This window comes from Streptomyces sp. NPDC001568, from assembly GCF_042893755.1.
Classification (GTDB): Bacteria; Actinomycetota; Actinomycetes; order Streptomycetales; family Streptomycetaceae; genus Streptomyces.
Map to the genome: position 1 here is coordinate 95,941 of NZ_JBIAVF010000027.1, position 14,751 is coordinate 110,691.

Genomic DNA, 14,751 nt, shown 5'->3' on the forward strand with positions numbered 1-14,751 from the left:
AAGGTCGAGGAGGAGGTTGTGATGAACACCCATGTGGACCTGCGCCCGGTGACCGTCGAACGGCGCACCGCGGGCAGCGGGCCCCGCGTCCTGCTGCTGCACGGACTCGCGGCCAACGACAGCGTCTGGGAGCGGGTCCTGCCCGAGCTGCCGCCGTCGTACCAGGTGTGGACGGCCCGGCTGCCGTGGCGCACCGAGACCATCGCCGGCTGGGGCGAGCAGCCCAACCTGCGGGGCTGGCTCGGCAAGGCCCTGGAGGCGGTGCCGGGCGGCGCCGAAGTGGTCGTCGCCCACTCGATGGCCGCCAACGTCCTGCTCGACCTGCTCGACCAGAAGAACCGGGGCGGCGTCGACTCGCTGCGCCAGTACGGCATCCGGGCCCTGGTCCTCGTGTCGCCGTTCTACCGGTCCCGGGCCGAGGAGTTCGACTGGAACGCCATCAGTTACTACCTCAACGACTTCCACCTGATCATGGAGGAGGGCATCCGCGCCCACTCCGGCGGCCGGCTCCCGGACGACGTCCGCCGGGCGATGGGGGAACGGGTCCGCGACCGCGTCGGCCCCTACGGCTGGCTGCGCTTCTTCGAGCTGTACCTGCGCACCCCCGCCCTGCAGACCGGGCGGATCACCGCGCCCGCCCTGGTACTGGCCGGCGAGCACGACTTCGCGGCCCGGCCCCAGGAGGGCGTGGCGCTGGCCGCGGCCCTGCCCGACGCCGTCTCCCGCGTCCTGCCCGGCAGCGGGCACTTCCCGATGCTCGACGCGGCGGGCGAGTTCGCCGCCGCCGTCAGCAGCTTCGTCAACTCGACCATGGGCCTGACCCCGCCGAGCGGGCCCGCCCTCCTCACCGCCCTGGAGCACCGCGCATGACCCTCGTCACGGACACCGCCGTCAAGACGCTGCTGACCACCGCCACCACCACCACGGTGCGACCCCGCTACGAGGGGTCCAACATCTGCACCTGGATCGGCTTCAAGCACGTCAACTACCTCGTCGAGGAAGCCGTACTGGACCACTTCCGCCAGTCCGGGCTGCCCGCCCGCGCGCTGTACGAGGAGCACGGGCTGGGCCTGGACCTGGTCACCATCGACAGCCGCATCCTGCACGCCTTCCACATGGACGACACCGCCGAGGCGCAGGTCGTGCCGTGGACCAAGGACGACGACGGGACCATCGGCTTCAAGGTCACCATCCAGTTCGAGCGGGGCGGCGAGATCCACAAGGCCGTCACTTCGAAGGTCCGCGTCTCCCTGCGGATCGACACCTACCTCGAGGCGGCCGGCGAGGTCCCCGAGCAGCTCGCCCGCTTCGCCGTCGCCACGCTCGGCGACGACCTGGAGCGCGAGGCGCCCGTCGCCGCCCCGGCCGAGGAGGAGATCCTCGCCTCCCTCACCGCCGGCCGCAACGCGTACGCCTGGAAGTGGAACATCCCGTACCCGTACTGCCACTTCACCGAGCGCATCCAGATGTCCGGCTACCTGCGCCTCATGGAGGAGGGCAAGGACCGCTTCGTCGCGGACCGCGGCATCTCCATCAAGACGCTGCTCGACGACCGCCGCTGGATCCCGGTCGTGCCCCGCTCCGACATCCGCATCCTCGACGAGGCGCTGATGGAGGAGGACCTCTACACGGTGTACACCGTCGAGGAGGTGTTCAAGGACTTCACCTACACCTCGCGCATGGACTTCTACGTCCTGCGCGACGGCGAGCTCGTGAAGACCGCCACCGGCCGCATCGTCCACGGCTACGCCGTCATCGAGAACCGTCGCGACTGGAGCCTCGTCAACTTCGACCAGCGCGTCCTCGACGCCGTCAACGGGACGCCGGCGGCGTGAGCGAGGACTGGGAGAGCGGCGCCCCCCGGCTGCTGCTCGTCGAGAGCCAGGGTCGCTTCGCGCAGGACGCCGGCTTCCGGCGCGACGCGGTCACGCAGGTGATCACCGGGCAGACGGCGCTCCTCTTCCTGGTCCAGGACGGGGTCGTGCTCGCCGTCCCCGGCAGCGACAGCGACCTGGACCGGTTCCAGAAGGAGGGCGGAGTGCTCGCCGCGGACAGCTTCTCGCTGGCCCAGCGCGGCCTGGAGGAGGCGTCGCTCCGCCCCGAACTGCGCGTCGTGGGCATGGACGTGGTGGCGGGCTGGATCCTCGATCCGGCCGTCCGGGTGGTGTGGCACTGAAGTGGCCAGGAAGATTCCGCACACCGACGTGCTCATCACCCTCATGGGTCCCCCTCACACCTCGGACCAGGTCACCACCGCCCTGCGGCTCACCCAGTCCCTCCTGGAGCGCGGCGCCACCGTACAGGTGTGGACCTGCGGGTACGCGACCATGCTCACCCAACGCGCCCTCGGCGACGACAAGCCGCGCAACCTCGCCGACTGGAACAGGGAGTACCCCTCCACCGCGGCACTGGTGGAGGACCTCCTCACGACCTGGGAGGGGCGGCTGTACTGGTACGGCTGCCGCTTCTGCAGCGACGACCGGGGAGCCGATCACCACCTGCCCCAGGTGGTGATCCGCCCGCCCGGCGGATACGCCGCCAACGCGGCTGCCGCCGACAAGGTCCTGCACCTGGGGGGGATCTGATGGACGCCCGTGTGTTGGCCATCGTCGAACACGGCTACCGCGGCGCGCTGGAGAAACAGTTCTTCGACGAGCTCTACCTCGCCACCGAACTGCACCGGCAACTGGGCGGCCTCGACATCCTGCTGCGCGGTTCCGCCGCGAGCTACGCCCTGGACACCGGCCCCGTACCGGCGCTGCGCATCGGAAGCCGGACGGTGGACACCCTCACCGACCCCCGCGCCGGCGTCCGCACCCTGCTGGAGCAGGGCGTCGGCGTCCTCGTGGAGGAGCCCGACATCGCGGCCCTCGCCGCCGCCCGGCCGCTGATCGAAGGTGTCCGGCTCGTCGCCGCCGACGAGACCGCCGCCCGCTGGAACGAGTACCGGATGGTCGTCTTCCTGTGACCGGCCCACCCGGGACACACGAACGGCCCGCCCGGGACCACCGGCAAGACCGGCCCGCCCGGGACCACCGGCCACGAACGGCACCACCGCCGGCACGGACGGCACCACCACGGCATGAACGGCACCACCACCGGCACCACCCCGAACGGAAGGAACACGTGACGGTCATGACCACTCCCACCACCGGCACCGGACGCCCGGTGATCACCGCCTGGTCGGCCGTGTCGCCGTACGGCATCGGCAGGGCCGCCTTCACCGAGGGCCTGCGGGAGCGGCGCACGACCGTCACCGAGCTCGGGCCCGAGCACGGCACGACCCCCGACGGCGTGGGCCACGTCGTGCCCGGCTTCGCGGTCCGCGAGGTGCTCGGCAAGAAGGGCACCCGCTCGATGGACCGGGTCACCGGCCTCGCCGTCACCGCCGCCGGCGCCCTGCTGGACGACTCGGCGCGCAACCGCGCCGTCGGCACCGGGGAGGGCGCCGCCTTCGCCCTGGGCACCACCACCGGCAGCGCCCAGTCGATGATGGACTTCACCCGGGACTCCCTCACCGGGGACCAGCCCTTCTTCGTCGACCCGGCCCGCTTCCCCAACACGGTCATGAACTGCGCCGCCGGACAGAGCGCCATCTGGTTCCACCTCAAGGGCCCCAACGCCACCATCGCCGGCGGTCGCACCGCGGGCCTGCACGCCCTGAACTACTCGCGCCGGCTACTGGGATCGGGACGCGCCCGCACCGTGCTGTGCGGCGCCGCCGAGGAGTTCAGCCAGGCCCGCTCCTGGCTGGAGCACCACAGCGCCGAGCCGGCCGGCGCGGACGCCGCGCCGGCAGCCCCCGCCCTCGGCGAGGGCTGCGCCATGCTGCTCGTCGAACCGCACACGCCCGAGGACACCGACCAGCCCGTCCTCGCCGAACTCCTCGCCGTGGAACTGGGCGTCGTCCTCGACGGCGACCCCCGCCCCGCCCTCGTCGCCTGCCTGCGCGCGGCCCTGCGCCGGGCCGGCGTCGAGCCGTCGCAGGTGGCCGCCGTCGCCCGCTCCGGCGCGCCCGGCCGCGAGGGCCTCGGCGAGGCCGACGCGGTGCGCGAGGTGTTCGGCGCCGTCGACCACGCCGACCTCACGCCGACCGGCCTGATCGGCGACACCGGCGCCGCCGCGGCCGCCTTCCAGGCCGCCGCCCTGCTGTCGTACGCCGAGGACCGGCCCGCCGAGGCGGCCGGCCGGATCGGCGTGATCACCTCCGTGGACCGCACCGGCACCGTCGGCTGCGCCCTGCTCGGCCTGCGCTGAGGCGCGCCGCGCCCGCCCTCCCGAAAGGACAAGAACACCGTGCTGGACAAGGAAGAACTGCGCGAACTCGTCGCCCAGGTACTGGACGTCGACGTGACCGAGGTGGGCGACGACGTCACGTTCGTCGACGACCTGGAGGTCGACTCGCTGATGGCCCTGGAAGTCGTCGTGGTGCTGGAGAAGAAGTACGGCGTCAAACTGCCGGAGTCCGATCTGAAGCACATCGTCACCCTGCAGAGCGCGTACGAAGTGTTGCGCGCCCGCATCGACACGGCACGGGCGGCCTGATGCCTGCCGCCGGCCCACTCCTCGCCGCGGTCGAGGTGCTGCCCGCCGAGGGCGAGCTGAGCACCGCGGCCCGGTTCACCGTGGCGGACACCGAAACCGTGCTCCCCGGCCACTACCCGGGCTTTCCCATCTTCCCCGGGGTCTGCCTGGTCGAATGCGCCCGCCAGGGCGCCGAGGCCACCCTGCCCGACGGCGCCAAGGGCGCCCGCCTCGCGGCCGTGGAGTCCACCCGGTTCACCGGGCCGGTCTTCCCCGGCGACCGGATCGACATCGCCCTCGCCTGGAAGCTGACCCCCGCCGGCGACTGGCAGGTGCGGGCCAAGCTCACCACCGGACGGGGCCCCGCGGCCGGCGTACGCCTGCGCTACGCCGCGCCCGCGACCACCGGAGAGGAGGCGGCAGCGTGATCGGCCAGCGCGACATCCGGGCCCGGCTGCCCCACCGCTTCCCCATGCTGCTGGTGGACCGGGTCGTGGACATCGTCCCCGGTGAGCGGCTCATCGCCCTCAAAGCCGTCACCTGCAACGAACCCTGGTACGAGCGGCTCGACGCGGACACCCCCGAGGAGGACTTCGCCTACCCGGCGACGCTGCTCGTGGAGTCCTGGTGCCAGTCCGCCGGCGTACTGGCCACCTGGGACGACCCCAACCCGGACGTCCTCGACGGCCGCGTGATGCTCTTCGGCGGCATGACCGGCGTCGAGTTCCACCGCCCGGTCCTGCCCGGAGAGGTCCTGGAACACCGCGTGCGCCTGGACCGCAAGGTCGACGACACGCTGCTGTTCGACGGGGAGACCCGTTCCGCCGGCGAGACGGTGATGACCGTCGACCGGATCGTCATGGCCTTCCGCCCCGCGGCGGCGCTGCGCCCCGCCACCGCCTGAGGAGACGAACGACATGTCGGACAGCACCAACCCGGTGGCCCTCGTCACCGGCGGCTCCCGCGGCATCGGCCGCGCCACGGTCCGCGCGCTCGCCCGCGACGGATTCGACGTGGCCTTCTGCTACCGCTCCGACGACAACGCCGCGCGCACCCTGGAGAAGGCCGGCGAGGAGTTCGGCGTCCAGGTGGTGGGCAGCCGTGTCGACGTCGCCGACGGCCCCGCCGTACGGGCCTGGATCACGGCGACCGAGGACGGGCTGGGACCGATCTCCGCGGCCGTCACCGCCGCCGGGATCACCCGCGACAACCCGTTGGTCCTCATGGAGGACGAACAGTGGCGCCAGGTCATCGACACCAATCTGGACGGCGTCTACCACGTCTGCCGCGCGGTGGTCTTCGGGATGATGAAGCGCCGCGGCGGCGCCATCGTCAACATCTCCTCGGTCGCCGGGGTCTACGGCCACGGCACCCAGACCAACTACTCCGCCTCCAAGGCGGGGATCATCGGCTTCTCCCGGGCCCTGGCGAAGGAGACGGGCCGCTCCGGCATCCGCGTCAACGCGGTCGCACCCGGCTTCATCGAGACCGACATGGTCGCCGGGATGAACGACAAGGCCCGCAAGGAAGCCCTGTCCGCCATCCCGCTGCGCCGCATGGGCACCGCGCAGGAGGTCGCCGACCTGGTCGCCTACCTGGCCTCGGACAAGGCCGCGTACATCACCGGAGCCGTCCTGCAGATCGACGGCGGCATCACGATCTAGCCCCAACCGCACACGAACCGCTGGAGGCGGTGATGGCACGACGAGGACCCCGCTGGTACTTCTCCTTCCGCAGCCCCTACTCCTGGATGGCCTACCGGGACCTGGTCGGCCGGCACGCGGACGTGGCCGCGGCGATCGAATGGCTGCCCTTCTGGGAGCCGGACGAGCCGGCCCTGGACGAGTTGGAGCGCAGCAACATCAAGCTCCCGTACGTCCCGATGTCCAAGGAGAAGCACCTCTACATCCTCCAGGACGTCCGGCGCCTGGCCCGGGCCCGCGGCCTGGACATGGTGTGGCCGGTGGACCCCGCTCCCCGCTGGGAGGTGTCGCACCTGGCGTACCTGGCGGCCGAGCGGCTCGGAGCGGGAAGTGAGTTCATCGCCGAGACCTACCGCGCCCGCTGGGAGCTCGGCGAGGACATCTCCGATCCCGACACCATCCGCAAGATCGGCGAGGGCCTGAGGCTCGACCCCGAGGCGCTCGCACGGGCCCACGAGGACCCCGAGATCCGCGAGCTGGGGCTGAACGCCCTGAACTCCCTGCACCGGGACGGCGTCTTCGGCGTCCCCTTCTTCATCAGCGGCTTCGACAAGTACTGGGGCGTCGACCGGCTGACCGGATTCGCCGAGTCGGTACGGGCCGCCCGCTGACACGTCTTTTCCGACACCCACACCAATTCCCTTCACCACGCACCGCAGGAAAGGAAGCAGAGATATGGCGACCAACCCGTTCGAGGACGACGCCGCGAGCTACTTCGTGCTCGTCAACGAAGAGGGCCAGTACTCCCTGTGGCCCGCGTTCGCGGAGGTACCGGCCGGCTGGACCGTCCGGCACGGCACGGCGCCCCGGCAGGAGTGCCTCGACCACATCAACGAGAACTGGACGGACATGCGGCCGACCAGCCTGGTCCGGGCCACCGCGGCCTGACAGCAAGAAGCCGAGGGGACGGGCGTTGGCAGGTATCTGCAACGCCCGTTCGGCGTTGCCGGGGCCGGATGGCAGGTTGATGCAGTGGGCGTTGTCGATGATTTCGGACAGATGTGAGAGTGGAATTCGTTCTACGAAAGTCACAGCCCGGGTTCTTCGGCTGCCGATTGTCCGCTAGGGGTGGATGGGAATCATGCTCGCTGGAGACGCCTTGTCATTGACCGCGGCTCAGTCCGGAATTTGGTTCGCCCAGCAGCTCGACCCGGAAAACCCGATCTACAACGCGGCCGAATACCTCGACATCCAGGGGCCGGTGCACGCCGGAATTCTGGAAGAGGCGCTGCGCATCCTGGTCGATGAGGCCGAGGCGCTGCGCATGCGGATCGTCGAGGACGACGAGGGACTGTGGCAGATCGCCGACCCGGCGCCGGCCTGGCAGCTGGAGCAGCTGGACGTCCGCGGCGAGGACGACCCCGAGGCGGCTGCCGAGGCCTGGATGCGCGAGGCGCTCGCCGAGCCCGTCGACCCGCGCCGCGACCTGCTCTTCCGCTTCGCCCTGCTGCGGGTCGACACCGAGCGCTACTTCTGGTTCTACCGCTACCACCACGTCACCGTCGACGGGTTCGCCGTCGCCCTGGTCACCCGGCGTGCCGCCGAGCTGTACACCGCGCTGGCCGCCGGCCGCGAGCCGGAGCCCAGCGGCTTCGGCACGGTCGCCGACCTGGTCCGCTCCGACGCCGAGTACCGCGCCGGTGAACGCTTCGCCGCCGACCGGCAGTTCTGGCAGGACGAACTCGCCGACTGCCCCGAACCCGTGGGCCTCTCCGACACCAGGCCCGTCATGGCCCACGGCCTGGTGCGCCGCACCGAATTCCTCCCCAAGGACAGCCTGGAGGCGCTGCGGGACACCGCCCGCGAGGTCGGCGTGACCTGGCCGGCGGCCATGATGACCGCAGCCGCCCTCTACCTCCAGCGCTCCACCGGCGCCGACGAGGTGGTCCTCGGCGTCCCCGTCTCCTGCCGCCTGGGCAAGGCCGCCCGCTCCGTACCGGGCATGGTCTCCAACGTCGTACCGCTGCGCGTGCCGGTCACCCAGGACATGACCCTCGCGGACCTGCTGCTCCAGGTCTCGGCCGACCTGCGCGCCACCGTGAAGCACCAGCACTACCGCTACGAGGACCTGGTCCGCGACCGCAAGCTGCTGAGCGGCGGCGGACGGCTGGCCGGCCCCGAGATCAACATCATGATGTTCGACTACGGGCTGCGCTTCGGCGAGGCGCCCGCCGTCGTCAACAACCTCTCCATCGGCCCCTCCGACGACCTCTCCCTGATCGTCTACGAGCGCTCCGACGGCCGCGGCCTCCAAGTCGACTTCGACGCCAACCCGGCCCTGTACACCCCCCGGGAGATCGCCGCCCACCAGGACCGCTTCCTCGGCTTCCTGGGCCGACTGGCCGCCGCCGATCCCGCATCCCCCGTCGGCCGGATCGAGGTCACCGGTGACGCCGAGATCGACCTCGTGGTCCGCGGACACAACGACACCGCCCGCGACGAGGCACCGGACACCCTGACGGAGCTGCTGGCCGGGCAGGCGGCGCGCACCCCGGACGCCGAGGCCCTGCGCTTCGAGGGCAGCTCCCTGACCTACGCCGAGCTGCACGGCCGCGCCGACCGCCTCGCCCACGTCCTGCGCGCCCGGGGCGTCGGACCCGAGGACCTGGTGGCCCTCGCCGTCCCGCGCTCCGTCGAACTCCTCACGAGCCTGCTCGCGGTGCTCAAGGCCGGCGCCGCCTACCTGCCGGTGGACCCCGACTACCCCGCCGACCGCATCGCGTTCATGCTCGACGACGCCCGGCCCGCGCTGCTGCTCACCACCGCCGAGACCGCCGTACGGCTGCCCGCCGGCCTCGCCGCGCCGCTGCTCGTGGTGGACATCGACGACACCGTCGACCTGCTCGCGGCCCAGCCCGACGGCCCCGTCGCCGGCCCGGCCCCCGAGCGGGACCATCCGGCGTACGTCATCTACACGTCGGGTTCGACGGGTCGTCCCAAGGGGGTGGTGGTTTCCCATCGGGGGATCGTGAACCGGTTGGTGTGGATGCAGGACCGGTTCGGGTTGGCCGGTGACGATCGGGTGTTGCAGAAGACGCCGTCGGGGTTCGACGTGTCGGTGTGGGAGTTCTTCTGGCCGTTGGTCAGTGGTGCGACGTTGGTGGTGGCGCGTCCGGAGGGGCATCGGGATCCGGTGTATCTGGCGGGGTTGATCCGTGCGGAGCGGGTCACGACCGTGCATTTCGTGCCGTCCATGTTGCAGGTGTTCCTCCAGGAGCCCGCCGCTTCGGCGTGCACCGTGCTGCGCCGGGTCGTGTGCAGCGGCGAGGCGCTGCCCGAGGAGCTTCAGAACCAGTTCTTCCGGGTGCTGCCCCGGGTGGGGCTCTACAACCTCTACGGTCCCACCGAGGCGTCCGTGGACGTCACGGCCTGGGAATGCGCTCCCGACGCCGGTCCGGTACCGATCGGCCGTCCCGTTCGGAACACCCGTACGTACGTCCTGGACGCCGCCCTGCGCCCGGCCGGCCCCGGCGCGCCGGGTGAGTTGTACCTGGCGGGGGTGCAGTTGGCCCGTGGTTATCTGGGGCGGCCGGGCCTGAGCGCGGAGCGGTTCATCGCGGATCCGTACGGTCCGGCGGGCTCGCGGATGTACCGGACCGGGGACCTGGCGCGTTGGACCGCGGGCGGGGTGTTGGAGTACCTGGGTCGTACCGATGACCAGGTCAAGATCCGCGGCTTCCGCATCGAACTCGGCGAGATCGAGGCCGCCCTCGACCGCCACCCCGACATCGCCCACGCCGCCGTCGTGGCCCGCGAGGACACCCCGGGCGACAAGCGCCTGGTCGCCTACCTCGTCCCGGCCGGTTCCGGCGCTCCCACCGCCGACGAACTGCGCCGCGAGCTGGCCGGCGAACTGCCCGAGCACATGGTGCCCGCCGCCTTCGTCACCCTTCCCGTCCTGCCGCTCACCCCCAACGGCAAGCTGAACCGCAAGGCCCTACCGGCCCCCGACCTCGCGGCCGCCACCACCGGCCGCGCCCCCGGCAACCCGCGCGAGGAGATCGTCTGCGGCCTGTTCGCCGAGGTGCTGGGCCTGCCCCGGATCGGCATGGACGACAACTTCTTCAACCTCGGGGGCCACTCCCTGCTCGCCACCCGCCTGGTCTCCCGCGTCCGCGTCACCTTCGGCACCGAACTCACCATCCGCAGCGTCTTCGAGGCCCCCACCCCGGCACTCCTCGACGCCAGGATCGCCGACGGCGACCGCGACGAGGACCCGCTCGACGTCCTGCTGCCGCTGCGCCCGCACGGCGACCGCCCCGCCGTGTTCTGCGTCCACCCGGCCGGCGGACTCGGCTGGTGCTACGCCGGCATCATCAAGCACCTCGGCCAGGACACCCCCGTCTACGCGCTCCAGGCCCGCGGCCTGGACGGTACCGGCGCGCTGCCCCGCTCCTTCGAGGACATGGCCGACGACTACGTCGAGCAGATCCGCAAGGTCCAACCGCACGGCCCCTACCACTTGCTCGGCTACTCCTCCGGCGGCATCGCCGCCCACGTCATCGCCACCCGCCTGGAGCGGGCGGGCGAGGACGTCGGACTGCTGGCGATCCTCGACACCTACCCCGGCCAGACGCTCGCCGAGCTCGGCGAACAGGAGATCCTCGCCGACCTGCTGCGCTGGGTCGGCTACGACCGCCGCTACCTCGGCAAGAAGCCGCTCAAGCACGAGAAGGTCATCGAGATCCTCCGCAAGCTCGGCAGTTCCCTGGCCAGCCTGGAGCAGCACCACATCGAGGCGATCGGCCGGGTCTACGCGAACGGCCGCGAACTCGTCCACGAGTTCGTACCCGCCCGGTACGGCGGCGACGTCACCATCCTGGTGGCCTCCCTCGACAAGGTCGACATCTCGCCGACCCCCGAGACCTGGCGGCCGTACGTGGCCGGCGCGATCACCGCGCACCACCTGGAGCGCAGCCACAACGACCTGATGAAGCCCGCGGCCCTCGCCGAGATCGGCCGGATCCTCGCGGCCGAACTGCACCGCATCGAAGCGGCAACCCCCGGAGCCCCCACGGGCCTCGGAGCCCCCACCGGCCTCGGGGCCCTCGCCGCACCCGCCGGCCCCGCCACACCCGCCGCCCCTGCCGTCGACGCCCCGGCCACGGCCGGAGCCTGACGCAACCGACAGCCATTCAAGGGTGGTTACCACGATGAACGACACCGAGCGCGCCCTGCCGGACGCCGACCCCACCGCGCTGATCGAGGCCCGGGCCGCCCGCACCCCGCACGCCACGGCCCTGCTCTTCGAAGGCCGACGCCTCGACCACGCCGGGCTCAACGCCCGCGCCAACCGGCTCGCCCGCGAGCTCGTGGCACGCGGCGCCGGCCCCGAGAGCCTGGTCGCCCTCGCCCTGCCGCGCTCCCTGGAACTGCCCGTCGCCCTGCTCGCCGTACTGAAGTCCGGCGCGGGCTACGTGCCGCTCGACCCCGACTACCCCGCCGACCGCGTCCACTACATCCTCGACGACGCCCGGCCCGCCCTGTTCCTGGACGCCGCCGCCCTCGCCGAGGCCGAGGCCGCCGCCGCCGGCCGCTCCGACACCGACCTCACCGACGCCGACCGGATCGCCCCGCTCCACCCGGCCCACCCCGCGTACGCCATCTACACCTCCGGCTCCACCGGCCGCCCCAAGGGCGTGCTGATCACCCGCCGCAACCTGCTGAACTTCCTGTCGTACATGGCCGACCGCTTCCCCATGACGGCCGACGACCGGCTGCTCGCGGTCACCACCATCGCCTTCGACATCGCCGTCGTGGAGATGTACCTGCCGCTGCTCGCCGGCGCCGCCGTGGTCATCGCCCCCCGCGAGAGCGTCCTCGACCCGGTCCGGCTCGCCGCACTCGCCGCGGACAGCGGCGCCACCGTCCTGCAGGCCACACCGTCGCTGTTCCACGCCCTGACCACCGAAGCCCCCGAGGCCCTGCGCGGCCTGCGGATGCTGGTCGGCGGCGAGGCACTGCCCCCGGCACTGGCCGACGCGATGAGCGCCCTCGGCGCGCGCACCACCAACATGTACGGGCCGACCGAGACCACCGTCTGGTCCACCACCCTCGACGTCGAGGGCGCCCACGACCTGCCCGGCATCGGAAGCCCCATCTGGAACACCACCCTGCGCGTGCTCGACGAGCACCTGCGACCAGCCGACGAGGGCGAGCTGTACATCGGAGGCGAGGGCCTGGCCCGCGGCTACTGGATGCGACCAGCCCTGACCGCCGAGCGGTTCACCGCCGACCCGTACGGTCCCCCCGGGGCCCGCATGTACCGCACCGGCGACCTCGCCCGATGGAACGCCGCCGGCGGCGTCGACTACCTCGGCCGCAGCGACCACCAGGTCAAGATCCGCGGCTTCCGCATCGAACTCGGCGAGATCGAGGCCCGGCTCGCCGCCCATCCGACGGTCGCCCAGGTCGCCGTCGTCGCCCGCGAGGACCGCCCCGGCAGCAAACTCCTCGCCGCCTACACCGTCCCCGTCGCCGGCGGACCGGCCCCCGAAACCGCCGCCCTGCGCGCCCTGGCCGCCGAGAGCCTCCCCGACCACATGGTCCCGGCCGCGTACGTCGTCCTCGACCGGTTCCCGCTCACCCCCAACGGCAAGCTGGACCGCAACGCGCTCCCCGCCCCCGACTTCGCGTCCGCCACGTCCGGGCGCAGCCCGCGCACCCCCGACGAGGAGCGGCTCGCCACCCTGTTCGCCGAGGTGCTCGCGCTGCCCGGAGTCGGCATCGACGACGACTTCTTCCACTTCGGTGGGCACTCGCTGCTCGCCACCCGCCTGGTCAGCAGGGTCCGCTCCGTCTTCGGCGTGGAGCTGCCCGTCCGCGCCGTCTTCGAGGCCCCCACCGTCGCCGCGCTCGCCCCGCTGCTCCGCGGCGCGGGGGCCGCCCGGCCCGCAGTACGACCCGTGGCCCGGCCCGAGACCCTGCCGCTGTCGTACGCGCAACGCCGGCTGTGGTTCCTGGACCGCCTGGAGGGCGGCGCGGCCACCTACAACCTGCCCTACGCCCTCCATCTGACCGGATCCCTGGATCACGACGCGCTCCGCGCCGCACTGGGCGATGTCGTCGCCCGGCACGAGAGCCTGCGCACCCTCTTCCCGGAGACGGACGGAGTGCCCCGTCAACAGATCCTCGATGCGGCGGTGGCCCGTCCGGGGTTGGCCGTCGTGGAGGTGTCGCAGGACGGGTTGGACGCGGCGCTCGTCGCTTCGGCGGCGCGTGGGTTCGATCTGGCGGCCGAGTTGCCGCTGCGTGCCGAGGTGTTCGTGCTGGGTCCCGAGGAGCAGGTGCTGTTGCTGACGGTCCACCACATCGCGGCGGACGGTTGGTCACTGGCTCCTCTGGGTCAGGATCTCGCCGCCGCCTACGCGGCCCGCGCCGAAGGGGTCGCTCCCGACCTGCGGCCACTGCCGGTGCAGTACGCGGACCACAGCCTCTGGCAGCAGGAGCTGCTCGGTTCCGAGGACGACCCGGAGTCCCTGATCAGCCGCCAGCTGCGGTTCTGGACGAAGACGCTGGCCGGCGCCCCGGACCTGCTGGAGTTGCCGACCGACCGGCCCCGGCCCGCCGTCGCCGGCCACCGGGGCGCCGGCCACCCCTTCACCGTCCCCCGTGACCTCGGCCTGCGGATCCGGGCCCTCGCCCAGGAAACCCGCTCCACGCCCTTCATGGTCCTCCAGGCGGGACTCGCCGCCCTCCTCTCCCGGTTGGGTGCGGGGGAGGACGTTCCGATCGGTGGTGCGATCGCGGGGCGTCAGGACGAGGCGTTGGACGAGCTGGTGGGGTTCTTCGTGAACACGCTGGTGTTGCGTACGGACGTGTCGGGTGATCCGTCGTTCCGGGAGTTGTTGTCGCGGGTGCGTGAGGGGGATCTGGCGGCGTACGCGCATCAGGACGTGCCGTTCGAGCGGGTCGTGGACGCGGTGGCCCCTGATCGTTCCCGGGCCCGTCACCCGCTCTTCCAGGTGATGCTCGTCCTGCAGAACACGGAGGCGGCCGACCTGCGGCTGCCCGGCCTGGACACCCGGATGCACCGGGTGCGGACGGGCGCCGCCAAGTTCGACCTCGCCTTCGAGGTCACCGAGCACGTCACCGGCGCCTTCGAGGGTCTGGTGGAGTACAGCACGGACCTGTTCGACGAGACCACCGTCGCCGGGCTCACCGACCGCCTGGTCCGGCTGCTCGACGCGCTGACCGCGGACCCCGAGGCGCCCATCGGCTCGTTCGACGTCCTGGACGCCGGCGAACGACAGCGGGTCCTGGGGGAGTGGGGCACCCACCCGAGCGCGGTCGAGGACCTGACCGTGCCCGAGCTGTGGGACCGACGGGTCGCCGCCGCCCCCGAGGCACCGGCGCTGATCGCGACCGGAGAGGTCATGTCGGCGGCCGACCTCGATGTGCGGGCGGAGCGGTTGGCCCGGCGCCTGGTCGGGTTGGGGGTGGGGCCGGAGTCGTTGGTGGCGTTGGCGCTGCCGCGTTCGTCGGTGGAGTTGGTGGTGTCGGTGTTGGCGGTGTGGAAGGCCGG

The 14,751-nt window shown here is 72.1% G+C and carries 14 protein-coding genes; all 14 read left to right on the forward strand.

Going from position 1 to position 14,751, the window contains the following annotated elements; translation table 11 throughout:
- The first annotated feature begins 21 nt into the window (after positions 1-21).
- Entirely contained in the window at positions 22-870 is an 849-nt protein-coding gene (locus ACFY0I_RS36550; protein ID WP_388903912.1) for an alpha/beta fold hydrolase, read from the forward strand.
- Positions 867-1,835, forward strand: coding sequence for a hypothetical protein (locus ACFY0I_RS36555; protein ID WP_388903913.1), 969 nt, complete (start codon positions 867-869; stop codon positions 1,833-1,835). The genes ACFY0I_RS36550 and ACFY0I_RS36555 overlap by 4 nt, the downstream gene beginning before the upstream one ends.
- Positions 1,832-2,176: a hypothetical protein gene (locus ACFY0I_RS36560; RefSeq protein ID WP_388903915.1), complete on the forward strand. Its 345-nt coding sequence runs from the start codon at positions 1,832-1,834 to the stop codon at positions 2,174-2,176. The genes ACFY0I_RS36555 and ACFY0I_RS36560 overlap by 4 nt, the downstream gene beginning before the upstream one ends.
- Before the next feature lies 1 nt (position 2,177).
- Positions 2,178-2,585: a hypothetical protein gene (locus ACFY0I_RS36565; protein ID WP_362880977.1), complete on the forward strand. Its 408-nt coding sequence runs from the start codon at positions 2,178-2,180 to the stop codon at positions 2,583-2,585.
- The gene (locus tag ACFY0I_RS36570; protein WP_362880978.1) at positions 2,585-2,968 is read left to right on the forward strand and encodes a hypothetical protein; all 384 of its coding nucleotides are present in this window, start codon (positions 2,585-2,587) and stop codon (positions 2,966-2,968) included. The genes ACFY0I_RS36565 and ACFY0I_RS36570 overlap by 1 nt, the downstream gene beginning before the upstream one ends.
- A 167-nt stretch (positions 2,969-3,135) precedes the next feature.
- Positions 3,136-4,257 (forward strand): beta-ketoacyl synthase N-terminal-like domain-containing protein, encoded by a 1,122-nt coding sequence (locus tag ACFY0I_RS36575; protein ID WP_388903916.1) that lies wholly within the window; start codon positions 3,136-3,138, stop codon positions 4,255-4,257.
- A gap of 39 nt (positions 4,258-4,296) precedes the next feature.
- Positions 4,297-4,545 carry an acyl carrier protein gene (locus ACFY0I_RS36580; protein ID WP_388903918.1) on the forward strand — a complete coding sequence of 83 codons (249 nt, stop codon included), beginning with the start codon at positions 4,297-4,299 and terminating at the stop codon, positions 4,543-4,545.
- On the forward strand, positions 4,545-4,952 hold the full coding sequence (locus tag ACFY0I_RS36585) for a 3-hydroxyacyl-ACP dehydratase FabZ family protein (RefSeq protein WP_388903920.1): 408 nt from the start codon (positions 4,545-4,547) through the stop codon (positions 4,950-4,952). The genes ACFY0I_RS36580 and ACFY0I_RS36585 overlap by 1 nt, the downstream gene beginning before the upstream one ends.
- Complete coding sequence (locus tag ACFY0I_RS36590) at positions 4,949-5,428, forward strand: beta-hydroxyacyl-ACP dehydratase (protein ID WP_362880985.1); 480 nt, start codon at positions 4,949-4,951, stop codon at positions 5,426-5,428. The genes ACFY0I_RS36585 and ACFY0I_RS36590 overlap by 4 nt, the downstream gene beginning before the upstream one ends.
- Positions 5,429-5,441: 13 nt before the next feature.
- Complete coding sequence (gene fabG, locus ACFY0I_RS36595; protein WP_362880986.1) at positions 5,442-6,188, forward strand: 3-oxoacyl-[acyl-carrier-protein] reductase; 747 nt, start codon at positions 5,442-5,444, stop codon at positions 6,186-6,188.
- A 32-nt stretch (positions 6,189-6,220) separates the two neighbouring features.
- On the forward strand, positions 6,221-6,838 hold the full coding sequence (locus tag ACFY0I_RS36600; protein WP_388903921.1) for a 2-hydroxychromene-2-carboxylate isomerase: 618 nt from the start codon (positions 6,221-6,223) through the stop codon (positions 6,836-6,838).
- A gap of 64 nt (positions 6,839-6,902) precedes the next feature.
- A complete protein-coding gene (locus tag ACFY0I_RS36605) occupies positions 6,903-7,115 on the forward strand; it encodes an MbtH family protein (protein WP_388903922.1) in 213 nt (70 codons plus the stop codon).
- A gap of 217 nt (positions 7,116-7,332) precedes the next feature.
- Entirely contained in the window at positions 7,333-11,346 is a 4,014-nt protein-coding gene (locus ACFY0I_RS36610) for an amino acid adenylation domain-containing protein (RefSeq protein WP_388903923.1), read from the forward strand.
- Positions 11,347-11,380: 34 nt separating this feature from the next.
- On the forward strand, positions 11,381-14,751 hold a 3,371-nt coding region (locus ACFY0I_RS36615), incomplete at its 3' end, for an amino acid adenylation domain-containing protein (protein ID WP_388903925.1).

Coding starts and splice junctions, on each gene's coding strand:
- ACFY0I_RS36550 (WP_388903912.1), top strand. CDS start 22: ATGAACACCCATGTGGACCTGCGCCCGGTGACCGTCGAACGGCGCACC.
- ACFY0I_RS36555 (WP_388903913.1), top strand. CDS start 867: ATGACCCTCGTCACGGACACCGCCGTCAAGACGCTGCTGACCACCGCC.
- ACFY0I_RS36570 (WP_362880978.1), top strand. CDS start 2,585: ATGGACGCCCGTGTGTTGGCCATCGTCGAACACGGCTACCGCGGCGCG.
- ACFY0I_RS36575 (WP_388903916.1), top strand. CDS start 3,136: ATGACCACTCCCACCACCGGCACCGGACGCCCGGTGATCACCGCCTGG.
- ACFY0I_RS36585 (WP_388903920.1), top strand. CDS start 4,545: ATGCCTGCCGCCGGCCCACTCCTCGCCGCGGTCGAGGTGCTGCCCGCC.
- fabG (WP_362880986.1), top strand. CDS start 5,442: ATGTCGGACAGCACCAACCCGGTGGCCCTCGTCACCGGCGGCTCCCGC.
- ACFY0I_RS36600 (WP_388903921.1), top strand. CDS start 6,221: ATGGCACGACGAGGACCCCGCTGGTACTTCTCCTTCCGCAGCCCCTAC.
- ACFY0I_RS36605 (WP_388903922.1), top strand. CDS start 6,903: ATGGCGACCAACCCGTTCGAGGACGACGCCGCGAGCTACTTCGTGCTC.